The sequence below is a fragment of the Streptomyces sp. NBC_00663 genome (assembly GCF_036226885.1).
Taxonomy (GTDB): domain Bacteria; phylum Actinomycetota; class Actinomycetes; order Streptomycetales; family Streptomycetaceae; genus Streptomyces.
Window position 1 is genome coordinate 2,527,256 of sequence record NZ_CP109027.1, and the last position, 23,756, is coordinate 2,551,011.

Sequence of the window (23,756 nt, forward strand, 5' to 3'; positions counted from 1 at the left end):
CGGGCCTATGGGTGTCACACCCGACCCACGCACCCCACGCACCCCGGGTGGATCCGCGGATGACGGATGCGACCCACGCCACCCATGCCGCTGAGGCCACCGACACCGCCCGAGCTGGCCACGCCAGTGGAATCGCCCGAGCCGACCAAGCCACGGAAAACGCCGGAGCCCACCAAACCAGCCGAGCTGCGAACCAGCCCAGGCCGACCGACCCGCCCGGGGCAATCCAAAGCCCCCTACCTGCCCGCCCCATCAAGGCGCCCCCGTCCAAGCCGTCCAAGCCGTCGAGTCGGCCCTGTCCGCCCTGCGTGCCGTCATGTGGTCCCGGTATCCCCGGTATCCCCCACGTCCCCGGCTCGGGCACCGCCCTCGCGCACCCCCGGGCCGCTGCCGTCGACGCCCTTGCGCGTGCGCCCCGTGCGCGCGGCGCCAGGACGCGTGCCTCCCGCCACAGAGGCGCGAGGACGTGGCGCACTCGCCCCCGGCCCGCGCCCCTCCCTCTTCCCGGAACGGGCGCCGCTCGCAGCCGCATCGACGGACCGCGTCCGGCGTCGTCGGCCGGAACCCGTCGCCGGTGCCGGAGACGGCACGGACTCGGCGGACTCGCCGTGTCCTGCGGCCCCACCGCTCCTGGTGGACTCGCCACAGCCTGTGGAGTCGCCATGCCGCGCCGCCGCACCGGGCGTTACGGCTTCATCGCATCCCGCCGCATCGGCGTCCGCGTCGCCTTCGAGGCTTCCCGACACCGGCCAACCCCACTCCCCACCGGCCACAGAGTCACCGGCTTCCGGAGCTTCCGGCCGCCCCCTGTCTCCACGTTCCGCCCGCAGACAGCGCCGGATCGACTCCGGGTCCAGACCCTCGTTGCAGGCTTGATGGAGCAGGCGTGCGAAGAGGTAGTCGGGGTCCGCGCCCAGCGCCATGGCCAGGGCTTCCCTGGCCTCCAGTTGGTCGCCGGTCGACCAGGCGACCCAGCCGGCGAGGGTGAGAGGCGCCGCGGCATGTTCGCCGTACGGCCCGACGCAGCGACGTGCCAGGGCGCGCCAGAGTCGCAGGGCCGGCCCTGCCACGTCCCCTTCCATCCACTCGGCCGCGCGGTCGCGGGTCGTACGGTCCTGGAGGCCGAGGATCAGGGAGGCGGCTTCGTCGTGCCCCAGCAGTTGATCGTCACGGAGATCCGCGGTGAGAATGCCGGACACCGCTGGAGCCTGCGCGAAGCGCCGCATGACCAGCTCGGCCAGTTCCAGGGTCTCGGCGGCCACACCGCTGCGACCGGCCCCGTCGAGGATCCTCGGGACGATCGCCATCCCCGCCGTGTCCAGGGCGATCTCCTGGGCCAGCACGGCAGCGTTCTCCCAGGGCATCAGCCTGGCCCGCAACTCCCTGAGAGTGCCACGCACTTGGAGACCGGCGTAGGTGGCCGCGGCCGCCAGGACCGAGGTGCCCGGCAGGCCCATCGACTGTCCCTCGGGCGGACAGCACGCCTCGCTGACGCAGCAGTACGACCAGAAGCGACCGTCGGAGATGCACAACGCCTCGATCACCGGCACGTCGCGGGAGCCGCACTCGATCCGCAGTTGCTGAGCGAGGGGTCGCAGCCGTTCCATCACCTGTCGTCCGGATTCGCCCTGCCCGGGTTCCTGGCAGAGGTAGGCGACCATCTGGTCGGGACGGGCTCCCCTGCGCTCACTGCCGGTAACCAGCCCATGGGCCAACTGCCGGGCCACGGCGGGCCAGTCGTCGGAGCTCGCGGGGATGCCGAGCCTGGCCCGGCCCCCGAAGCGGCCTCGTCCGTCCTTGTCGCGGAGGGCCACCAGGACGATGCTGTCCTCCGGCCGGTAACCGAGCAGATAGGGCAGTGCGTCGGCCAGTTCGGCCGGGGTGCGCAGTGTCACCTGGTCGTCGCCATGGCCGTCGTACTCGATGGAGTCGACGCGTGCCGCCTGTCCCGGGCGCTCGTCACGCGCGCCGAGAGTTGCCCGTGCGCCGCTTCCCTCCGCCGCACCCCTTCGCTCCGCCTCGCCCCTTCCCTCTGCCTTGCCGCTTCCCTGTGCCTCGCCGCTTTCGAAAGCTGTGAGGCTTTCCTCAGCAGATGCCGCACTTTCGGCAGATCCAGAGCTTTCGGGGGATCCAGTCGTTTCGCCGTGATTCGTCATGCCCTGACGATCTCGCGAATCGCGAAGTCCCGCTTCGGCCTGTGGATAACTCCGGCCGCGGACACGTCAATTCGGTTCCCGCCACGCCGCTGCCCCACGCCGCCCCGCCACGCGCCGCCCCGCCACGCGCTGTGCCGCTCAGCCCGCCGCCGCAAGCACCAGAGGAAGCACCTGCTCGCTTCCCGCCCGCAGCAGCAGACGCGCGGCGACGGCCAGTGTCCAACCGGAGTCGGTGTAGTCGTCCACGAGCAGGACGGGGCCGGGAGTGCGAGCCAGCGCTTCGGCGAGCTCGTCGGAGACGCCGAAGCTGCCGGACAGAGCCCTGAGCCGCTGGGCGGAGTTGCTGCGCCGCGCCGCGTGCGCGCCGCCGGGGCCCGTGTACGTCAAGGTGCCCAGCAGCGGGAGACGACCGATACCCGCGATGCCCTCGGCGAGGGAACCCACGAGCCGGGGACGGGCCAAAGACGGCACGGCGACGACGCCCACCGGCCGGGCTGCGGCATCCGGCGTGTTAGACGCCCAGCCACCGGGCGAGCGCGCCCAGTCGGCGAGGACCGACACCGCGGCCCGCAGCACGTCGTCGGGGACCGGACCGTCGGGAGCGCCCTCGGCCAGCAGGGGGCGCAGCCGGTTGCCCCAGCCGATGTCGGAGAGCCTCCCCAGCGCGCGCCCGGTGGAGCACTGCTCCTTGGCCGGGATACGGCCCTTGAGATCGATCCCCAGCGCGGGCATTCCGGTCGGCCACATCCTGCGTGGTTCGACCTCGACGCCCGGGCGGTCAAGTTCCTTCGTCGCCGCGGTCAGCGTTTCCGCCGAGACGGAGGTGTCGGCCCAGGGACCCGCGCAGTTGTCACAACGGCCGCACGGGGCCGCTCCCTCGTCGTCGAGCTGGCGGCGCAGGAACTCCATCCGGCATCCGGTCGTGCTCACGTAGTCGCGCATGGCCTGCTGTTCGGCCGCGCGCTGCCGTGCCACCCAGGCGTACCGCTCGGCGTCGTAGACCCAGGGCTCGCCGGTGGCGATCCAGCCGCCCTTGACCCGTTTGACGGCCCCGTCCACGTCGAGGACCTTGAGCATGGTCTCCAGGCGGGTGCGCCGGAGGTCCACGACTGCCTCCAGGGCGGGCACGGACAACGGCCGGCCCGCGTCGGCCAGTGCCGCGAGGGTCTGGCGGACCTGATCCTCGGGCGGGAAGGCGGTGTCCGCGAAGTAGCGCCAGATGGCCTCGTCCTCCTTGCCCGGCAGCAGCAGCACATCCGCGTGTGCCACGCCCCGTCCCGCGCGGCCGACCTGCTGGTAATAGGCGATGGGCGAGGACGGTGAGCCAAGATGGATGACGAAGCCCAGGTCAGGCTTGTCGAAGCCCATGCCGAGGGCCGAGGTCGCGACCAGTGCCTTGACCCGGTTGGCGAGCAGGTCGGTCTCGGCCTGGAGACGGTCGGCGTTCTCCGTGCGCCCCGTGTAGGAGGCGACCTGGTGGCCGCGCTGCCGCAGATGGGCGGTGGCCTCCTCGGCGGCGGCGACCGTCAGCGTGTAGATGATTCCGGAGCCCAGCAGCTCGTCCAGATGCTCGGCGAGCCAGGCCAGGCGGTGTGCGGCGTCCGGCAGTTGGACGACGCCGAGGCGCAGGCTCTCGCGCTCCAGCGGGCCGCGCAGCACCAGCGCCTCTCCGGCACCGGTGCCGAGCTGCTCGGCCACGTCCGCGGTGACGCGCGCGTTGGCGGTCGCCGTGGTCGCCAGGACCGGAACTCCGGGAGCGAGCTCGGTGAGCATCGCCCGCAGGCGTCGGTAGTCAGGCCGGAAGTCGTGCCCCCAGTCGGAGATGCAGTGCGCCTCGTCGACCACCAGCAGGCCGGTCGTGGCCGCCAGCTTGGGCAGCAACTGGTCGCGGAAGTCCACCGAGTTGAGGCGTTCCGGACTGACCAGGAGCACATCGGTCTCGCCCCGCTCCACCTCCTCGTGGATGGTGTCCCACTCCTCGGGGTTGGCCGAGTTGATGGTGCGCGCCCGGATACCGGCCCGCGCCGCCGACTCGACCTGGTTGCGCATCAGGGCCAGGAGCGGAGAGACGATCACGGTCGGACCGGCTCCCCGGCGGCGCAGCAGCGCGGTGGCTACGAAGTACACCGCGGACTTGCCCCAGCCGGTGCGCTGCACGACCAGCGCGCGTCGGCGGTCCTCGACCAGCGCCGACACCGCCTGCCACTGGTCCTCGCGCAATCGCGCGGATCCCTCAGGGGCCCCGACCAGCTCGGCGAGGACGGCATCGGCTTCGGCACGCAGCTCCAGGTTGGCCATGTCTCCATGCAACCCCATGGCACTGACAATCGGCCACTTCACACCGCGTGACACCAGGCATCCCGTCCGTCAGGCACGCGCGCTTGTCTGGCGTCGCGCAGTGAAACAGCGGGTAGGGATATAAACCACACACCGCCAGATACCGGTCGGTGGCCCCAATTGCTCGTTGCCGCATCCAAGTTCGACAGGAAGAATTGAACTCCGCTCCCCGCACGGCTCGTCCGTGGTCCGGTAGGGCTCTGCTGCGGTGTGCGCTCCCCCGAATCCGACCCCCGCCCGCAGTGTGGGCGCGTAGCCGAAGGGAGGACCGTGACCTTCGGATTCGCTCCGTCCTCGGCGGCATCCACGTCGACGTCTGCCGACCTGTCCGCCGCATCCAACCCGCTGACCCGTCTGCTCGAACCCGCGGAGTGGGCCGCAGCCGGGATTCCCCTGCTGCGCAATCCCCGCGAGGTCGTCAGCGGACTGCACTCCCGGCACCGTCCGACGACCGCGACGGCGATCGTGGCCGTCCTCGATCCGGACGAACGGCTGAGTGCGAGCGCGTCGTTCACCCGCCGCCCGGCACCGGCCGACGGGTGGATGTTCCGCAACGCGCTGCTCTCACAGCTGCGCCGGGTCATCCCGCACGACCTGCGCCGCCGCACACCGGTACGCACGGCGGTGCTGCTGTACTGCCGTGACGGCGACGCGCGTTGGACGGAGGAGGACGGCGCGTGGATGTGGGGACTGCGCGACGCCTGCACGCTGCACGGGCTGCGCTGCGGCGCCTACATCACGCTGACCCGTGACGGCTGGCAGGTCCTCGGTGAGGGTCGCGGCGGACGCCGCCCCAACTCCACGTCGGCACCAGAGCCCTTCGCCCTGTCGGAGGCCCCGCCCCCGCTGCCCCGCACCGGCGGTGCGGCGTCAGAGGTGTTGCGCCGCGCGGCGGCCCGCTGAGACTCCGGGGGGGTGCCTCAAGGCGCCTTCCGGGACATCGGCCGGGCCGAGCCGGGCTCCGGGACACCGGCCGGGCCGGGCCGATCCTGCTTCGGAAGCCCCCCCCCCGCGTCCGCCACACGACGAAGTCGTACGGCATGAGCGATGGGCTCGCGCTCGCCGAGCAGCCATCAGACCACCGTGTTCACGGCGGCGGCCGACGGCGAGACTCCCCTGGCCTCCGGCCCATCACCAGAGGGCAGGCCGGAGCGCACTCGGGCGAGGGCACGCGCACGGATCACCCCAGGCGTCCGCGCACGACAAGCCCCCCACCGTGCTGGAGCCGCCGCGACGGCTCCTTCGTCACCCCGGTGTCCCCCCGGACGTACCGGAACGGGCTCAGACGCCCGTGCCCAGCACCGCGTTGATCTGCTGCGGGTCGCCGCAGACGATCAGCAGAGCGCCGGCCCGGCTGTGGGCCAGGGGCAGAACGGTGGCGGCGACCGCGTCGGAACCGCCGTTGACGGCGACCACGACGACCGGGCGCGCGGCGGCACGGCCCGCGGCGTCGGCATGCAGGTAGAAGACGTCGTCACCCGCGTCGTGCTGAGCCCAGTAGGAGGCTTCGCCGAAGGACAGCTCGTGGGCGGCCCACGGATGCGGCTCGCCGGTGGTGACCACCAGCACGTCACCGGGGGCACGGCCCGACTCCAGGAGCAGATCAACAGCTTCCTCGGCGGCGTCGAGCGCGCCGTCGGCGGAGGCCGGGATCAGCTGGAGCTGCGGGGTCGCCGGAACCGGGGCGGCGGCGTGGGGCGCCGGGCCCGAAGGTCCCGGCTTGGCGGCCACGTCGTGCGGTGCGCGCTGCACCGGAGGCGTGGGCCGGAGGGGGCCGGGACGGCCGGGACGCGGGTGCGCCGCGGGCCTGGGGCCGGGTACGGGACGGGGGGTCGGCGCGGTGCGGCCAGTGGCCGAAGTGGCGCGGGGACCCTGGGCACTCTCGTGAATCTGAGGCTCCTCGGGAAGGAGAGGCATGAGCTGACTTTTATCAAACATTGGTGCGGCTCGCGTAGGCGGGTGGCACATAAGTGCGAGCGGAACAGTCAGAAGTCGAAGCCGAGCTGGCCCTCGATCTCCGGAACGCGTCCGTCCGCCCAGCTGCGGACCTTCTTGAGGTGCCGCCACTGGGGCAGCGCATCAAGATACGCCCACGACAGCCGGTGGTGCGGGGTGGGTCCCCGCTCCTCCAGCGCGGCCTTGTGCACGGGTGACGGATACCCGGCATTGGCCGCGAAACCGAAGTCTGCATGGTCGATACCCAGTTCGGCCATCATTTTGTCGCGGTGGACCTTGGCGATCACCGAGGCAGCCGCGACCGCCACGCACGACTGGTCGCCCTTGATCACCGTACGGACCCTCCACGGCACCCCGAGATAGTCGTGCTTGCCGTCGAGGATCACCGCCTCGGGACGCACCGGCAGGGCCTCTAGGGCGCGGACCGCCGCCAGCCGCAGGGCAGCGGTCATGCCCAGTTCGTCGATCTCCTCCGGGGAGGCGTGCCCCAGGGCGTACGACGTCACCCACTTCCGGAGCTCCACGTCCAGCACGGCGCGTCGTTTGACGGTGAGCAGCTTGGAGTCGGTGAGGCCTTCGGGGGGTCGGCGCAGTCCGGTGACCGCCGCGCAGACGGTGACGGGGCCGGCCCACGCACCGCGCCCCACCTCGTCGACACCGGCAATGACCTTCGCTCCGGTCGTGGCGCGGAGGGAGCGCTCGACGGTGTGTGTGGGTGGTTCGTACGGCATGGCGTCCTTAGCGTACGCCGCCTGGATCACCCGGCGACACCCCGGCTTCCCGAGTGGTGTCACGGCCGGGTCGAAACCCCTCCTCAGTCGCCGCTCGGCCGCAGCAGGGGGACCATGAACTGGTCGATCATCTCCTGTAGCTCCTGATCGCTCCATTCGCTTCCGCTCATCTTGGAGCGGTACATCATCATGGCCGGCATGGCATCGAAGACATAACTGTTCGCGGCATCGCCACGGACCTCTCCCCGCTCGATTCCACGGGTGATGACCTCGCCGAGCAGCCTGAGCGTCGGCTCCACGACCCCTCCGAAGATCACGCCATGGAAGCGCTCCGCCTGCGTGTCATCGCATTCGTGAATCACTGCGCGAAGGGCGAAGCCCGGGCGTGAGTACATCGCGTCGCGCGCCTGTCGGCAGAGCGCGAGGAGGTCCTCGCGCAGCCCGCCCAGGTCGGGTGCCTCGTCGATCAGCGGCAGCCCTGCCTTGAGCGCGTCCGCGACGAGATCCTCCTTGGAGGGCCACCGCCGGTACACCGCCGCCTTGCCGGTCTGCGCGCCCGCGGCGACGCCCTCCATCGTGAGGCCCTTCCAGCCGACGGTACTCAGCTGATCCAGTGCGGCGTCGAGGATCGCGCGTTCGAGTACGGCGCCGCGCCGACGGAGGGAGGACGCCTGAGCGGGGGCGGCCGTCCAGCGCGAGGTAACCATCTGAGTTTCTCCAGCGAGCAAGGGGAGTGGGGGTTTTGGGGAGAGCGGAAAGACGCGGGGCGACATCGGGGGAAAACGCCACACGACCACAATCTAAGTGAACGCTTGCGTTCACTATGGAGGACTCACTACCGTGGACGCGCCAGTGAACGCGAGCGTTCACTAACGCACTTGTGGGGGACCCATAGTGACAACCTCTCAGTTGATCAAGGATCAGAAGCCAGGTGCGGCCCGCCGGGAAGGACGTCCCGGCCTCGCGCTCACCGTCATCGCAGCCTGCCAACTCATGGTGGTACTCGACGCGACGATTGTGAACATCGCACTCCCGCACATTCAAGACGCTCTGAAGTTCAGCACCACCGACCTCACCTGGGTCGTCAGCAGTTACACACTCACCTTCGGCGGACTGCTGCTCCTGGGCGGCCGCGCCGGCGACATCCTCGGCCGGCGGCGGGTGTTCACCGCCGGCATCCTGCTGTTCACCCTGGCCTCGCTGCTCGGCGGACTCGCCCAGGAACCCTGGCAGTTGCTCGCGGCGCGTGTGCTTCAGGGCGTGGGAGGCGCGATCGCGTCGCCCACCTCGCTGGCCCTCATCACCACCACCTTCCCCGAAGGCCCGGAACGGAACCGGGCCTTCGGAGTCTTCGCCGCGGTCTCGGCGGGCGGTGGCGCCATCGGCCTGCTCGCGGGCGGCATGCTCACCGAATGGCTGGACTGGCGGTGGGTGCTCTTCGTCAATGTGCCGATCGGTGTCCTGATCGCCGTCCTCACCCCGCTGTACATCAGCGAGTCCGAACGGCACACCGGCCGCTTCGACATCGCGGGGGCGCTGACCTCGACGGCGGGCATGGCCTCCCTCGTCTACGGCTTCATCCGCGCGGCGGACGAGGGCTGGCGGGACAGCCTGACGATCGGGTCCTTCGCCGCCGCGGTCGTCCTGCTGCTGTCCTTCGCGTTCATCGAGACCCGCGCGAAGGAGCCGATCACCCCGCTGAGGATGTTCGCCGACCGCAACCGCTCCGGCACGTACGTGATCATGCTGAGTCTGGCCGCCGCGATGTTCGGCATGTTCTTCTACATCGTGCTGTTCGTGCAGAACGTGCTGGACTACACCCCGATCGAGGCGGGCCTCGCCTTCCTGCCCGTGACGGTCGTGATCGCCCTCGGCGCGGGGTTGTCGCAGCGGTTCCTGCCGGTGCTCGGCCCCAAGCCGTTCATGCTCGCGGGCTCGGCTCTCGCCGTGCTCGGCCTGTTCTGGCAGACCCTGCTCAACTCCGACAGTTCGTACGTCGGCGGTATCCTCGGTCCGATGCTGGTCTTCGGCTTCGGCATGGGCCTGAACTTCGTCACGCTGACGATCACGGCGGTCTCCGGTGTCGCCCAGCACGAGGCGGGCGCGGCGTCCGGACTGCTGAACGCCACTCAGCAGGTGGGCGGGTCGCTCGGCCTGTCCATCCTGACCACTGTGTTCGGCTCGGCCAGCAAGGACGAGGCGGAGAAGCAGCTGCCGCAGTTCATGGCCGACGGCACGGCGGAACAGAAGGCGGAGTTCGCCAAGACGCATCAGTTGCCCGCGCCGTGGGGGCACGAGGTGCTTGCCCAGGGCATCTCCACCGGATTCGTCGCGGCGGCCTCGATGGCGGTACTCGCCCTGGTCACCGCCTGGCTGGTCATCCGGGTCCGCAAGAGCGACCTGGAGGCGCTCGCGGGCACGGCGGGCCCCGGCCTCGGCTGACCGGAGCAGGCTCGCACAGCGCGGTGGATGGCCGGACGTGAATCTCGCCCCTGGGACGGAAGGCGAGGACGCCGGTCCGGTCATCCACGCAGCGAGGGCCGACAGGCCCAGCAGAACCCACATCCAGTACATGCCACCCCCTCCGTCCCTCGCACGTCATCTGGCCGCGCCGACCGCGGTTCCCCATGGATCACACAGCGGATACCACGACAACGCTTGGATGATTACGCAGAGTTCCCATCGGGCACGGAGAGTTTTCGCATGCGGGAGGTGATCACACAGCTGACCACACAGCCCACTGGTGCTAAGGACCGGCAGCTGGCCCTGGTGCTGGGTGCCGGCAGCCGCGACGGCGCGGGGCGCCGGTTCAGCCGGCCGCCGTCAGCCACTCCGGCAGCGCCTCGGTCCGTCTCGCCCACTCGGCAGGAGGCGCTCCCGCCTTTCCAGAGGCGATGACCCCGCCCACGATGGCGCAGGTCGTGTCGACATCGCCGCCCACCTGGGCGGTCGACCAGAACGCCTCCTCGTAGTCGCCGAGGGACCGGGCGGCCGACCAGATCGCGAACGGCACCGTGTCATGAGCCGTCGTACGCCGTCCGCAGCCCAGCACGGCCGCGACGGTGCTCGTGTCGCCGTAGTCGAGCATGTCCCTGGCCCGGCGCAGGCCCGCTCCGACGGCGCTCTTCGGGACGAGCGCGATGACACCGTCCAGGAGTTCCTCGGCGCTGGGCGGGCCGCCGGGAGCCGCGACCAGCGAGGCCGCCGCGGCGACCGCCATGGCCCCGACCACGGCCTCGCGGTGCTGGTGCGTGGGGTAGGCGGAGATCTCCGCCTGGTGCGTCGCCTGCTCCGGGTCGTCCGCGTACCAGGCACCGAGCGGGGCGATCCGCATCGCTGCGCCGTTGCCCCAGGACCCCTGCCCGTTGAACAGTCCGGCGGCGAGTTCGCGCCAGTCGCCGCCCTCGCGGACCAGCCGCAGCAGGCGGTTGACCGCGGGACCGTAGCCGCGGTCGAAGTCGTGATGGTGGGCGAAGGACTGGGACAGCGCGTCCTGGTCGATGCGGTGGTGGGCGGCCAGGACGGCCACCACGGAGCACGCCATCTCGGTGTCGTCCGTCCACTGCCAGGGCTCGGACGGCAGCTCGCGGCGCTTGAGCAGCGGGTAGTTCACCGGCACGAAGAACTGCGAACCGAGCGCGTCCCCCACCGCGAGTCCGCGCAGGCTGGACAGGGCGCGGTCCAGGCGCCCGTCGGGAGAGGAGTCAGCGGTCATCGCTCTGCCACTCTATCCGGTGATCCCGTACGGTTCCGGATCTCGCCAGCGGTCGAAGGGCCGGTCAAGGGCGTACCGGCCGTCGTCACCGAGAACGAGCATCCGCATCTCCGCGTTCCCGGGATTCGACAGCGACTCGAATTCCGCGACGCTCCAGTGGAACCAGCGCATGCAGAACAGCCGCATGGCGAGCCCATGCGTCACCAGCAGCACGTTGGGTGGGTGGTCGGGCGCCTCGAAACTGCGGAACAGGCTCTCCAGGAAGCCGCCGACCCGGTCGTAGACATCGGCACCGGACTCGCCCTGGGCGAAGCGGTAGAAGAAGTGGCCGTACGCGTCCCGGTAGGCCTTCTGCAGCCGTACGTCGTCGCGGTCCTGCCAGTTCCCCCAGTCCTGCTCGCGCAGCCGGGGCTCCTCGCGCACGCGTACCTGCTCGGGGTCGAGATGGAAGGCGCGGAAGGTCTCGTGGGTACGGCGGTACGGCGACACGTACACGCTGACGCGCTCGCGGCCGAATACCTCCCGCAGCCGTTTACCCGTCTCCTCCGCCTGCTGCCAACCCTGCTCGGTCAGCGCCAGCGCGTGGTCCGGCTCGCGCTCGTACACGGTGTCATCAACATTGCCCGTTGACTCGCCGTGCCGGACAAGGACGATGCGCCGTGGTCGTGCCATGCCAAAACCCTAGATCGGGTGACGGCCCATCGAGCACCCGTACGGCCTCCATACGGCGTAGGTCACACATTTTCTGCACCACAGGCCTCACAAAGCGCACCTGTACCGGGTCCGGATGTCAAACCGTCCAGGTCGGCTCGAGCGCCACGATGTCCCCCGTGAGAGCGGCCACGTCCGCCTCGATCTGGGCCCGCAGGGCAAGTCGCTCGACCCGTTCCGTGCGGTACTTGCCGTGCTCGGCGGCCGACTGCCACATCGACAGGACGAGGAACTCATGACCCGGCGCCTCGCCGAACAGACCGCGGATCATCCCGGGCGAGCCGGCCATCGCCGGGTTCCAGACCTTCTCCTGCATCAGCGTGAAGTGCTCGGCGCGGTCCTCGTGGACCCGGCAGTGCGCGACCCGTACCAGGTCGGCGTCGGTGAAACGCGGCTCGAAACCGGTCTTCACGTCGAAGCGATAGTCGAACAGTCTGACCTGCGCGTCCTTGAACGTGCCCGACTGCGCGGACGCCAGACGATCATGGGAACGGGCCATGAAGGAGTCGTAGAACGAACGGCTCTCCCAGAAGGAGAAGATGTGCGCCACTCCGGTCCGCCCCCGGCTCCAGCCTCCGCCCTGTCCCCGAAACCCCGGCTCACCGAGTAGCCCCGCCCACTTTCGCTGCCCCCGCTCGAAGCCGCGGCGGTCCACCACGGTGCAGCGAATCCACTTGACCAGCACCGCGCCATCGTAAGGCCACGCAGCGTGGCGTCGGTCACGCTCCGGCAGAGATCTCTTCCCCGGAGGATGCCGCGCGCGTGGCAGGATGGACAACCGGCCCTGACCTCATGGCAGTTCGGGCCGTGGAACACGGGGAAGGGGAAGCCTGGTGAACGGCCTCAACAAGGGGATCCGCAAGGTCGAAGTCGCGCTGAAGTGGGACCCGAGTCCCGTGAGCGAAGCGCCCACCGATCTCGACATCGTGGCCGCGCCCTACCTGGCGAGCGATCCGTACGGCGATCCCAGCTACGTGGTGCACTTCGACAGCCGCTCCCCCGACGGCACCATGTACCTCAACCGGGACAGCAAGGACGGCAAGGGCTTCGGCTGGGACGAGGTCATGACGCTGGAACTCGACCGGCTCGACAGCCGCTACGCGCGCGTGGTCGTCGGTATCGTCATCCAACAGCGCTCCGCGGAGCGCACGTTCGTCGGCGTGACCAACCCGGCACTGCGCATACGTGAGGGTTACACGGTCCTGACCGAGGACGACTTCGGCACGGTCCTCGGGTCCACGGCGGCGACCGTCGCGGAGTTCGTCCGGGACGGCGCCGGCACCTGGGAGTTCCGTCCCGGCATCCACGGCTTCGAGGACGACCCGGCGGAGTTCACCCGCGTCATGGGGACGGCACACCAGCCCTGACCGGGCGAGCGGCGCTACGGCGAGCCGCTCGTCCGCTGACGTGCGCTCGGTTCCGTCGATCAAGCCTGGCAACGCGGCGCGAGGGCAAGCAGGAGGCGGTGGAGCCGGAACCGGCCCCACCGCCTCACAGATCACTCACACGCGCGGTCAGCTGCAACCGCTGGTCGAACCGCAGCCCTCGCAGATGTAGCAGGAACCCGCCCGCTGCATCTTCGTACCGCAGGAGAAGCAGAGCGGGGCGTCGGCCTGGATGCCCAGCTGCATCTCCACCAGCTCGGCGCTGGTGTGGGCCTGCTTCGGAGCGGGCTTGGCCGCCTCGACCTCGACCTTCGGGGTGACGACGGCCTTGAGCTCCTGGGCGCGCGGCGCCGACTGGGCCAGCCCCTCGACGTCGACCTCGTCGTCGGACGGCTCGTACGAACCGGTCTCCAGGTGGCGCTGACGCTCGTCCGCGGAGTGGATACCGAGCGCGGAACGCGTCTCGAAGGGCAGGAAGTCGAGCGCCAGACGACGGAAGATGTAGTCGACGATCGACTGCGCCATACGGACATCGGGGTCGTCCGTCATACCCGCCGGCTCGAAGCGCATGTTGGTGAACTTCGAGACGTACGTCTCCAGCGGCACGCCGTACTGGAGGCCGACGGAGACCGCGATGGAGAAGGCATCCATCATGCCCGCGAGGGTGGAGCCCTGCTTGGACATCTTCAGGAAGACCTCGCCGAGACCGTCGTCCGGGTAGGAGTTGGCGGTCATGTAGCCCTCGGCGCCGCCGACCGTGAAGGAGGTCGTGATGCCGGGACGGCCCTTGGGCAGGCGCTTGCGGACCGGGCGGTACTCGACGACCTTCTCGACGGCCTTGCGGATCTCGGCCTCGGCCTTCTCGGTGACCTCGGTCTTCTCCTTCTCCTTGGTCTTCGCGGAGAGGGGCTGACCGACCTTGCAGTTGTCGCGGTAGATGGCGAGCGCCTTGACGCCCATCTTCCACGCCTCGAAGTAGACCTCTTCGACGTCCTCGACGGTCGCCGTCTCCGGCAGGTTGACCGTCTTGGAGAGCGCGCCGGAGATCCAGGGCTGGATCGCGGCCATCATGCGGACGTGGCCCATCGCGGAGATGGAGCGCTCGCCCATGGCGCAGTCGAAGACCTCGTAGTGCTCGTGCTTGAGGCCAGGGGCGTCGATCACATTGCCGTTCTCGGCGATGTGGGCGACGATCGCCTCGATCTGCTCCTCCTGGTAGCCCAGGCGGCGCAGGGCCTGCGGGACGGTGCCGTTGACGATCTGCATCGAGCCGCCGCCGACCAGCTTCTTGAACTTGACCAGCGCGAGGTCGGGCTCAAGGCCAGTGGTGTCGCAGGACATCGCGAGTCCGATGGTGCCGGTCGGGGCGATGACCGACGCCTGGGCGTTACGGAAACCGTTCTTCTCACCGAGACGCAGCACGTCCTGCCAGGCCTCCGTGGCGGCGGCCCAGATCGGCGTGTCCAGGTCGTCCATGCGGACGGCCTTGGTGTTCTCGTCCGCGTGCTGCTTCATGACCCGCAGATGCGGCTGCGCGTTACGGGCGTAGCCGTCGTACGGGCCGACGACCGAGGCGAGTTCGGCGGAACGCTTGTACGACGTGCCGGTCATCAGGGAGGTGATGGCGCCGGCGAGGGCGCGACCGCCGTCCGAGTCGTACGCGTGGCCGGTCGCCATCAGCAGGGCGCCGAGGTTGGCGTAGCCGATGCCGAGCTGGCGGAACGCGCGCGTGTTCTCACCGATCTTCTGCGTCGGGAAGTCCGCGAAGCAGATGGAGATGTCCATCGCGGTGATGACGAGCTCGACGACCTGGGCGAAGCGCTCGACCTCGAAGGACTGACGGCCCTTGCCGTCGTCCTTGAGGAACTTCATCAGGTTCAGCGAGGCGAGGTTGCAGGACGTGTTGTCCAGGTGCATGTACTCGCTGCACGGGTTCGAGCCGTTGATACGGCCGGACTCCGGGCACGTGTGCCAGTGGTTGATGGTGTCGTCGTACTGGATGCCCGGGTCGGCGCACGCCCACGCGGCCTCGGCCATCTTGCGGAACAGCGCCTTGGCGTCGACCTCTTCGATGACCTCGCCGGTCATACGGGAGGTCAGGCCGAACTTGCCGCCCGTCTCGACGGCCTTCATGAACGTGTCGTTCACGCGGACCGAGTTGTTGGCGTTCTGGTACTGGACGGACGTGATGTCGTCGCCGCCCAGGTCCATGTCGAAGCCCGCGTCACGCAGGGCGCGGATCTTCTCCTCTTCCTTCACCTTGGTCTCGATGAAGTCCTCGATGTCGGGGTGGTCGACGTCGAGGATGACCATCTTGGCCGCGCGGCGGGTGGCGCCACCGGACTTGATGGTGCCCGCGGAGGCGTCGGCGCCGCGCATGAAGGAGACGGGACCCGAGGCGTTGCCGCCGGAGGACAGCAGTTCCTTGGAGGAGCGGATGCGGGAGAGGTTCAGGCCGGCACCGGAGCCGCCCTTGAAGATCATGCCCTCTTCCTTGTACCAGTCGAGGATCGACTCCATGGAGTCGTCGACGGCCAGGATGAAGCAGGCGGACACCTGCTGCGGCTGGGGCGTACCGACGTTGAACCAGACGGGGCTGTTGAAGCTGAAGATCTGATGCAGGAGGGCGTACGCCAGCTCGTGCTCGAAGATCTCGGCGTCAGCGGGCGAGGCGAAGTACTTGTAGTCCTCGCCGGCCTTCCGGTACGTCTTCACGATGCGGTCGATCAGCTGCTTGAGGCCGGTCTCGCGCTGCGGGGTGCCGACGGCACCGCGGAAGTACTTGCTGGTGACGATGTTGACCGCGTTCACCGACCAGAAGTCGGGGAACTCGACGCCACGCTGCTCGAAGTTGACCGAGCCGTCGCGCCAGTTGGTCATGACGACGTCACGACGCTCCCACTGGACCTCGTCGTACGGGTGCACGCCGGGGGTGGTGTGGATGCGCTCGATACGCAGCCCCTTGGTGGCCTTGGCGCCCTTGGCTCGGGAACCTCGTGCCGGACCGCTCGCCGTCTCTGTCATGCCGCCTCCCTGTACGGGCGAAAACGCCCTGAAGTGCCCCGATGTTCCCGTGGCACGGTGTTCTGTCTTGGTATTGCGGGCACCCACTCGCTACCGCCCGCAACAGGTCCTCATCGCCGCCGTGCGGCCGCCCCGGTGTCTCCGACCGGACCGGGCCGCAGATCAGTCGGCGGCACCCGCGGGCTCGGGGACCTGAACGGTCTCTCCCGCCCCGCGGTCGTCTTCCTGGCTCCCCACGTCCGCGTCCACGTCGGGACGCCCCGTCGCCTCCCTCAGTTCCGCGATCGCGGCCTCGAAGTCGTCGAGCGAGTCGAACGCCCGGTAGACGGAGGCGAATCGCAGATAGGCGACCAGATCGAGCTCCTGCAACGGACCGAGTATGGCCAGCCCCACGTCATGGGTGGTCAGCTCGGCGCTTCCGGTGGCCCGCACCGCCTCCTCGACCCGCTGGCCGAGTTGGGCGAGTGCGTCCTCGGTGACTGGCCGCCCCTGGCATGCCTTGCGCACACCATTGATGACCTTGGTACGGCTGAAAGGCTCGGTGACTCCGGACCTCTTGACCACCATGAGCGAACACGTCTCCACGGTCGTGAAACGACGGGAGCAGTCCGGACACTGGCGGCGCCTGCGGATCGACGTGCCGTCGTCGGTCGTACGACTGTCGACGACGCGGCTGTCGGGGTGCCGGCAGAAGGGGCAGTGCATGAACTCCCAACCCTCCTCACAGCAGACTCAATAGCCTCGCTGAGCCCCATGGGCCCCTCGAAGCAGCCCCAAGCATAGGCGATCTCAGAGGCTCCGAAGACCCGGGGGACCACAACTTCTGGGCTGCTGTAGCAATCCAAGCACTAGATGTAGGGATCGTCACCGCAAACACGCCGTACACGCGTGTCGCACCCGTATTGGCATGTGCCGCATGACAGCGCCGCCACGCGGGACATGACCGTGCCCAGGCGTACCGCTGCGGCGCATGCGGAGATACCGTGGTCGCCACACGGAGAGCGCGTGGGACTCCCGCGTAGATGAGGGCCGGATCCCGGCTGACGGGACGCTGGATGGCAGACTGGGTCAGCAGCCCGCGAGGTCGTCACCCGGCGGTGAACAGTACAACAACGGGCCCTTTTGTCCGCCAGGCGCCGCGTTAGCCATACACCCAGACACATGATCACGTCAGGTGAAACAGACTTTTTCACTCGAACGTGTGTTTGGCGCAACCTTTCGAAAGCAACTACCGTTGTCCAGCAGGGAGACCATCGAGAGGGGCCGACGTGACCACCACCGCAGACAGCGCCACCATCACTGCCCAGGACCGCTCCCAGGGCCGACTCGAGCCGGTGCATGCGATGAATGAAGCCGTGAATCCCGAGGGGCACAAGCGCTCCCTACCGGGCCGACCTCCAGGCATCCGGGCCGACAGCTCTGGGCTCACCGATCGGCAGCGCCGGGTGATCGAGGTCATCAGGGACTCCGTGCAGCGGCGCGGCTACCCGCCGTCCATGCGGGAGATCGGACAGGCGGTCGGCCTCTCCAGCACGTCCTCCGTCGCACACCAGCTCATGGCACTGGAACGCAAGGGCTTCCTGCGCCGCGACCCGCACCGCCCGCGCGCGTACGAGGTCCGCGGCTCCGACCAGGCCGCCTCCGTGCAGCCCACGGACACCGCGGGCAAGCCCGCCGCGTCGTACGTCCCGCTCGTCGGCCGTATCGCCGCCGGTGGCCCGATCCTCGCGGAGGAGTCCGTCGAGGACGTCTTCCCGCTCCCCCGCCAGCTCGTGGGCGACGGTGAGCTGTTCGTCCTCAAGGTGGTCGGCGACTCGATGATCGAGGCCGCGATCTGCGACGGCGACTGGGTCACCGTCCGCCGCCAGCCGGTCGCCGAGAACGGCGACATCGTCGCCGCCATGCTCGACGGCGAGGCCACCGTCAAGCGCTTCAAGCGCGAGGACGGCCACGTCTGGCTCCTCCCGCACAACGCCGCGTACGAGCCGATCCCCGGCGATGACGCGACGATCCTCGGCAAGGTGGTGGCGGTGCTGCGCCGCGTGTGACGGTGCGGCGGGCGGACCCCACCGAGGTCCGCCCTCTGACCGGGCCCCGGGACCCCTGCGCCGGTTCCGGGGCCCAGTGCTGTGCGGGTGCCCGCGGACGCCCTGGGTGTGGGGTGGCCTGGCCGGTGACGGTCAGGCCACCCCACACCCTTCACTCCTCCGACTGCTTCGCCACCGCGTCGATCGCGGCCAGTGACTTGCGGACCTGGTTGCGGTCCGTCGTGAACCAGAAGTCCGGCAGGGATGCCTTCAGATAGCCCCCGTACCGCGCGGTTGCGAGCCGCTGATCCAGTACGGCCACCACACCACGGTCCCCCGATGCCCGTACGAGACGGCCGGCACCCTGAGCCATGAGCAGCGCCGCGTGTGTGGCGGCGACCGCCATGAAGCCGTTGCCGCCGGCGTCCTCCACCGCCTTCTGGCGGGCGCTCATCAGCGGGTCGTCGGGGCGCGGGAACGGGATCTTGTCCATGACGACCAGCTGACAGCTGGGGCCGGGGACATCCACGCCCTGCCAGAGCGAGAGCGTGCCGAAGAGGCACGTCTTGGGGTCGGCCGCGAAGTTCTTGATCAGCTCACCGAGGGTCTCCTCGCCCTGGAGAAGGATCGGGAACTCGGGGATACGGGAGCGCAGTTCCTCGGCGGCGAGCTGCGCGGCCCGCATCGAGGAGAACAGACCCAGAGTGCGGCCACCGGCTGCCTGGATCAGCTCGGTCAGTTCGTCCAGCATGTCCGCGCGGTCGCCGTCCCGCGCGGGGCGCGCGAGGTGCTTGGCGATGTACAGGATGCCCTGCTTCGGATAGTCGAAGGGCGAGCCGACGTCGACGCCCTTCCACTGCGGGATGTCATCTCCCTCGGTGCCCTCCGGGGCGAGGCCCAGGGATGCGCCGACTCCGTTGAAGTCACCGCCCAGCTTCAGGGTCGCCGAGGTCAGAACCACGGAACGGTCCGCGAAGAGCTTCTCCCGAAGCAGGCCCGACACGGACATGGGAGCCACCCGCAGGGACGCCCCGAAACGGTCATGGCGCTCATACCAGACGACGTCCCACTCGGAGCCGTTCGTGATCCGCTCCGCCACGTCGTGCACGGTCTCCACCGAGGCCAGCGCCTGCTTGCGGACGGCGTCCTCGTCCTGGACGGATTTGTCGCGGGTGGCACCGATCGCGGAGATGACGGTCCGGGCCGCGTCACGCAACGCCATGAGGGCGTACGCGAGATCCTCCGGGATCTCCTCCAGGCGGCCCGGAAGGGCGAGCTCCATCAGCCGCTCGAAGCCCTCGGCGGCGGTCTGGAGCTGGTCGGCGGCCTTCTCGTTGACGAGCTTCGCCGCCCGCCGCACCGCCCGGTTGACCTGTCCGGGCGTGAGCTCACCGGTGGCGACTCCGGTGACTCGGGACACCAGCTCGTGCGCCTCGTCGACGATCAGCACCTCGTGCTGCGGGAGGACCGGGGCGCCCTCGATGGCGTCGATGGCGAGCAGCGCGTGGTTGGTGACGACGACCTCGGCGAGCTTGGCGCGCTCGCGGGCGTTCTCGGCGAAGCACTCGGCACCGTAGGCGCACTTCGTGGCCCCCAGGCACTCTCGCGAGGAGACCGACACCTGGGCCCAGGCCCGGTCGGAGACACCGGGAGTCAGGTTGTCCCGGTCGCCGGTCTCCGTCTCGTCCGACCACTCACGCAGCCGCAGCAGGTCCTGACCCAGCTTGCTGGTGGGGGCGGCCGCCTCGAACTGGTCGAAGAGGCCCTCCTCCTCGTCCTGCGGCACGCCCTCGTGCAGGCGGTGCAGACACAGATAGTTCGATCTGCCCTTGAGCATCGCGAACTCCGGACGACGGCGCAGCAGGGGATGCAACGAGTCCACCGTGCGCGGCAGGTCCCGCTCCACCAGCTGGCGCTGGAGGGCCAGGGTGGCGGTCGCGACGACGACTCTCTCCCCGTGCGCGAGCGCGGGCACGAGATAGCCCAGCGACTTTCCGGTGCCGGTGCCGGCCTGGACCAGCAGATGGGAACCGTCGTCGATCGCCTCGGCGACGGCTTCGGCCATGGTCACCTGACCGGGGCGCTCCGTGCCGCCGACGGCAGTGACGGCAGCATGCAGGAGTTCAGGGAGTGAGGGCTTCGTCATAGCGCGACAACCCTACGGCCCCGCACTGACAAACGAGTGGTCACGGGGGAGCCGAGGGGTTGGATCAAGACCCGACGACTTCGATACGGCGATCGGATGAGGTCGCTCAGGGGCGGCGGAGGTCGGGATCGGTCGGTTGCGGTCAACACCGGACGGCCGTGTCGGCCTATGCCTGGTTTCGGCGAAATCCACTCGGCTGGAAATGAGTGTGGCGGGAGTGGGAACCAGTTCGGCGCGAGCGGTGTACCAAAAGTGACGACGATGTGACGCGACGTGACATGACATGAGGTGACACGACATGAGCCGCTGCGACGTGGTTGGCGTGGGACGTGATGCGGCGCTGGATGACGCGCGGCATGAGCTGGCACGGCCTGGCATGGCATCGCGTCACATCAGATCGCGCAGGGACCGGTCGCGGATCATGAGGGCTGCCCGCTTGTCCGGCAGATCGATCTCGGCGGAGAACCGGAATCCGGCGCTCAGAAAGGCGGAGACGGAGGGGGCGTTGCGAACGTCGGGTTCGGCGATGACACGCGCACAGGCGGGCCGCTTGTCGAGCGCGAGGTCGGCGACGCTTCTGAGCAACGCGCTGCCGAGCCCTCGCCCACGGTCGGCGGCGGCGCCGATGAGGAGGTGGATTCCGGTGTCATGGGGTCGGGCGGGATAGTGGCGGGCCACGGGATCGAGATCGGCCCGGTAGATCTCCCAGTAGCTCATCGGCACGCCGTCCAGCACTCCGAGACAGGGCACGCACCGCCCGTCTCCGGCCAGTTGGGCCCGCACATGATCCTCGGTCCGGTTCTGGGGTCCGTCCAGTTCCCAGTACTCCGCGACAGCGGGGGCGTTCATCCAGCCGCCGATGAGCGGAAGATCCCGCTCGGGACGCACGGGTACGAGGTGGAACAGACCCACAGGTGTGGCCACCGGCCCCCAGTCGGCGACTGTGTCCAGGAGGTCGTCGCGGGCTGAGCCGTCCACGCCGACAGCCTGAGCCGGGTTGCCCGCGCCGGCCTGAGTCCTGCTCGCTACGCCGCTTTGCTGCGCAGCGGCGCCGACGGTCTCGTTGGCGATGAGCGCGAGGAATTCGTCAGGCAGGCGGAGGTCAAGGGTGTCCTCGCAATCCGTGCCCGGCACCTCGGCAGGACCACGGGCTGTACAGGCGTCGGCATCGGTAGCGGTAGCGGTAGCGGCGTTGGCGCTCGCGTCGGTGGGAGGCACGGCGACGCTCCTCTCAGGAGACGGGTCGGGGCATGTTCCTCGGGACTGAACGGACAGAAATGACACGACTGACAGGACTGACAGGACTGACAGGTACGGCCTGAGTGGCCAGGTGGCCGGTATGAGCAATCAGCTGTGAAGGGGGTTGGCGATGGTGACGTAGACGGACTGGGTGTCGACGGGGCCGACGAGTTCGTCGAGGCCGTGCAGCCCGGTCAGCAGGTTGGCCTTGCAGCGCAGGACGGGTGAGTCCAGCAGACGGGCCGGCAGCGAGGTACGCAGACGAGCGGGTCCGGAGGCGATGTCGCCCAGGAAGCGGCGGAAGGCGGCGAGCAACAGCCCTTCGTCGGCCAGGCGTTGGGAGCCGAAGGCACCGATGAGTCCGAGCACGTTGTTGATGGCGAGGTAGTACGCGAAGCGTTCGTCGGTGACCTCGTCGGACACGAACGTGTCGCTGTGCTCGCCGATGCCGGGAAGGCGAGCGTCCAGGTCCGCACGGCGGGATTCGCGGAAGTAGTAGCCCTGGTTGTCCCGGTAGCGGCCGCCGACGGGCCAGCCGTCACCGTCCAGCAGGACCAGCGTGTTCTGCTGATGCGCCTCCAGGGCGATGCCCGCCTCCGCGTCGAACCACAGCACCGGTCGGACCACCTGCTCCAGATAGCGCAGGAACCACTCGGCAGCGACGGCGCCCAGGGGACGACCGGTCCGGTCGGCGAGGAGAGTGACGACCTCGGTCAGCCGGGACCGCATGGCCGGCTGGTCCCCGGCTGGCCAGCCGGCGCCGGTAGGCCGCGGGGAGGGCTTGGGTGCGACGAGTCCGGCGATGCAGGAAACGTCGTCCGCGGCGGTGAACGGGTTGTGCCGGATCATCACGTCGAGCCCTGGCACGGCCTTGCCGTCCGGCCCGTCGACGGCCAGCCAGGCCGGGTCGCGGACGATGTCGAAGCCGGGGTGCGCGGCCTGCCACTGCTTGGCCAGTCCGCTGCGCAGCAGGCGGTGGACCTCGACACCGCGGTGGAGTTCTTTGCGGAGGTTCTGACGACAGGAGTTGGTGATGCGCAGGCCGAGCGACAGTTTGAGCATGGCGGGCGCGCCGGACCGGTGGACGGTGCGTACGGAGGAGGTGGGGTGCCAAGGGGCGCCGTGCGCTCCGAGGTCGCGGAGCAGGTCGGCGTCGAAGAGAGCCGCGGTCGCGGGGTCGTGCCGGACCTCTCGCAACTGCCAAGGGTGCAGGGGCAGGGCCGCGTGCTCTTCGGGGAGCGGGAGTTCGGTTCCGGCGAGGCGTGTGGTGAGTTGAGCCGCGGGAATGAGCCGTCCGCGCTCGGTCCAGGCCGAGTCGGTGGCGAGGAGGGAGGGAGCGACAGCGATCCAGTGCAAGGGGAAGGAGCCGTGCAACTCGGGTGAGTACAGCCGCGCTTCGGTCTCGGTCAGGCCCTCACGGCTCTTCGGTGTGGGGTGCAGTGGATGGCCGAGCACAAGAGCCTGTTCGGCGGCGAGGAACAGGTCGGGCTCGTCCGAAGGCCGCTCCCTGCGCTCACGGATGAAGGTGGCGGTGTGGCGTACGGAGTCGGCGACGCGGGCGACGAGGTCGGTGCCGTCTGTGGCGGTGGCAGTGGTGGTGCGGGGCGCCTGAGAGACAACCTCGGTCGAGGCGGGGGCCGAGGGTGTGGCGTCGGGATCCTCGGACCCGTCGGGAGTGCTGTCCCTTGAGGGCTCTCTGGCCAGGAGTGCCGCGAGGGTGACGGCGTCGAGGGGCGGGGACTGTTCAGGGGCGTCGGCCAGATACGCGGCGCCGAAGCGGTGCCAGCCGGTCGGAGACCAGTAGTGGACGGCGGCCAGCAGGGCGGTGCCGCTGGCGGGAAGCGGGATACGGAGGGTTTCGTCAACGGGGGCGAGGAGGCTGCCGGCTTCGCGTACCCAGCAGCGGAGTAGGTTCTCGACGGCTGCGGACCTGGCGGCGGTGTGCGGGTCGGGATGCTCCAGAGGGTCGACGGTGGCCTCGCGCAGCCACTCGGCGTTCGGGCGGGAGGCCAAGGGACTTTGTTCCCTCTCCCTTTCCCGCTGCCCGTCTCGATCCCTCCCCCGCCCTTGCTCCGGAACCCGCTCTCGCGAACGGCCACCGAAGTCCCCCGTCGGTCCGGAACCCGGCTCCGACTCGTACTCGGACTCGGACTGCCGGGGAGGTTCCATCGTGCCGTGGGTTGATGACGGCGTGCGGCCGGGGGTCTCGGGGGTCGGGGTGGTGTTCAAGGCTGTTCCTTGTGAGCGGGTCAAGAAGGGGTGCGGAGAAGGAGGTGAGTGCGGCGATCTGTGATGCGGGGGCGTTTCGGGTTCTTGGAGGTTCGGGTTC

General features: G+C 69.6%; 17 protein-coding genes. 4 read left to right on the forward strand and 13 right to left on the reverse strand.

Features of this window, described 5'->3' with window-relative positions; translation table 11 throughout:
- Nucleotides 1–314: 314 nt before the first annotated feature.
- A complete protein-coding gene (locus OG866_RS11295) occupies nucleotides 315–2,156 on the reverse strand; it encodes a DUF4192 domain-containing protein (RefSeq protein WP_329333882.1) in 1,842 nt (613 codons plus the stop codon).
- A gap of 138 nt (nucleotides 2,157–2,294) precedes the next feature.
- A complete protein-coding gene (locus tag OG866_RS11300) occupies nucleotides 2,295–4,454 on the reverse strand; it encodes a RecQ family ATP-dependent DNA helicase (RefSeq protein ID WP_329344037.1) in 2,160 nt (719 codons plus the stop codon).
- Between the two features lie 309 nt (nucleotides 4,455–4,763).
- Here OG866_RS11300 and OG866_RS11305 point away from each other — a divergent pair, with 309 nt between their 5' ends.
- A complete protein-coding gene (locus OG866_RS11305; protein WP_329333884.1) occupies nucleotides 4,764–5,396 on the forward strand; it encodes a hypothetical protein in 633 nt (210 codons plus the stop codon).
- A gap of 378 nt (nucleotides 5,397–5,774) precedes the next feature.
- Here the strand turns inward: OG866_RS11305 and OG866_RS11310 are convergent, their stop codons facing one another.
- The 3 genes from OG866_RS11310 to OG866_RS11320 all read right to left on the reverse strand — a co-directional run bounded on the left by OG866_RS11310 (nucleotide 5,775) and on the right by OG866_RS11320 (nucleotide 7,887).
- Complete coding sequence (locus tag OG866_RS11310) at nucleotides 5,775–6,410, reverse strand: hypothetical protein (RefSeq protein WP_329333885.1); 636 nt, start codon at nucleotides 6,408–6,410, stop codon at nucleotides 5,775–5,777.
- 68 nt (nucleotides 6,411–6,478) lie between these two features.
- Nucleotides 6,479–7,180 carry a ribonuclease HII gene (locus OG866_RS11315; RefSeq protein WP_329333887.1) on the reverse strand — a complete coding sequence of 234 codons (702 nt, stop codon included), beginning with the start codon at nucleotides 7,178–7,180 and terminating at the stop codon, nucleotides 6,479–6,481.
- 83 nt (nucleotides 7,181–7,263) lie between these two features.
- Nucleotides 7,264–7,887, reverse strand: a complete 624-nt coding sequence (locus OG866_RS11320; protein ID WP_329333889.1) for a TetR/AcrR family transcriptional regulator — start codon at nucleotides 7,885–7,887, stop codon at nucleotides 7,264–7,266.
- A 187-nt stretch (nucleotides 7,888–8,074) separates the two neighbouring features.
- On the opposite strand from OG866_RS11320, the gene OG866_RS11325 reads away from it, so the two are divergent.
- Complete coding sequence (locus OG866_RS11325) at nucleotides 8,075–9,622, forward strand: MFS transporter (protein WP_329333892.1); 1,548 nt, start codon at nucleotides 8,075–8,077, stop codon at nucleotides 9,620–9,622.
- Nucleotides 9,623–9,989: 367 nt separating this feature from the next.
- On the opposite strand, the gene OG866_RS11330 is transcribed toward OG866_RS11325, so the two are convergent.
- The 3 genes from OG866_RS11330 to OG866_RS11340 all read right to left on the reverse strand — a co-directional run bounded on the left by OG866_RS11330 (nucleotide 9,990) and on the right by OG866_RS11340 (nucleotide 12,291).
- A complete protein-coding gene (locus OG866_RS11330; protein ID WP_329333894.1) occupies nucleotides 9,990–10,895 on the reverse strand; it encodes an ADP-ribosylglycohydrolase family protein in 906 nt (301 codons plus the stop codon).
- A gap of 12 nt (nucleotides 10,896–10,907) precedes the next feature.
- Entirely contained in the window at nucleotides 10,908–11,567 is a 660-nt protein-coding gene (locus tag OG866_RS11335; RefSeq protein ID WP_329333896.1) for a histidine phosphatase family protein, read from the reverse strand.
- Nucleotides 11,568–11,685: 118 nt separating this feature from the next.
- A complete protein-coding gene (locus OG866_RS11340; protein WP_329333898.1) occupies nucleotides 11,686–12,291 on the reverse strand; it encodes a YdbC family protein in 606 nt (201 codons plus the stop codon).
- A gap of 148 nt (nucleotides 12,292–12,439) precedes the next feature.
- On the opposite strand from OG866_RS11340, the gene OG866_RS11345 reads away from it, so the two are divergent.
- Nucleotides 12,440–12,973 (forward strand): TerD family protein, encoded by a 534-nt coding sequence (locus OG866_RS11345; protein WP_329333900.1) that lies wholly within the window; start codon nucleotides 12,440–12,442, stop codon nucleotides 12,971–12,973.
- Nucleotides 12,974–13,120: 147 nt separating this feature from the next.
- Here the strand turns inward: OG866_RS11345 and OG866_RS11350 are convergent, their stop codons facing one another.
- Together OG866_RS11350 and nrdR are read right to left on the reverse strand one after the other, a co-directional pair.
- Nucleotides 13,121–16,015 carry a vitamin B12-dependent ribonucleotide reductase gene (locus tag OG866_RS11350; protein ID WP_329333903.1) on the reverse strand — a complete coding sequence of 965 codons (2,895 nt, stop codon included), beginning with the start codon at nucleotides 16,013–16,015 and terminating at the stop codon, nucleotides 13,121–13,123.
- 162 nt (nucleotides 16,016–16,177) lie between these two features.
- Complete coding sequence (gene nrdR, locus OG866_RS11355) at nucleotides 16,178–16,720, reverse strand: transcriptional regulator NrdR (protein ID WP_329333905.1); 543 nt, start codon at nucleotides 16,718–16,720, stop codon at nucleotides 16,178–16,180.
- A gap of 563 nt (nucleotides 16,721–17,283) precedes the next feature.
- Between nrdR and lexA the strand changes: the two genes are divergently transcribed.
- Entirely contained in the window at nucleotides 17,284–18,063 is a 780-nt protein-coding gene (gene lexA / locus OG866_RS11360) for a transcriptional repressor LexA (RefSeq protein ID WP_059198553.1), read from the forward strand.
- A gap of 151 nt (nucleotides 18,064–18,214) precedes the next feature.
- Here the strand turns inward: lexA and OG866_RS11365 are convergent, their stop codons facing one another.
- The 3 genes from OG866_RS11365 to OG866_RS11375 all read right to left on the reverse strand — a co-directional run bounded on the left by OG866_RS11365 (nucleotide 18,215) and on the right by OG866_RS11375 (nucleotide 23,656).
- Complete coding sequence (locus OG866_RS11365) at nucleotides 18,215–20,188, reverse strand: ATP-dependent DNA helicase (protein WP_329333907.1); 1,974 nt, start codon at nucleotides 20,186–20,188, stop codon at nucleotides 18,215–18,217.
- Between the two features lie 387 nt (nucleotides 20,189–20,575).
- Complete coding sequence (locus OG866_RS11370; RefSeq protein WP_329333909.1) at nucleotides 20,576–21,406, reverse strand: GNAT family N-acetyltransferase; 831 nt, start codon at nucleotides 21,404–21,406, stop codon at nucleotides 20,576–20,578.
- Between the two features lie 129 nt (nucleotides 21,407–21,535).
- The gene (locus tag OG866_RS11375) at nucleotides 21,536–23,656 is read right to left on the reverse strand and encodes an IucA/IucC family protein (protein ID WP_443063518.1); all 2,121 of its coding nucleotides are present in this window, start codon (nucleotides 23,654–23,656) and stop codon (nucleotides 21,536–21,538) included.
- Between the last annotated feature and the right edge of the window lie 100 nt (nucleotides 23,657–23,756).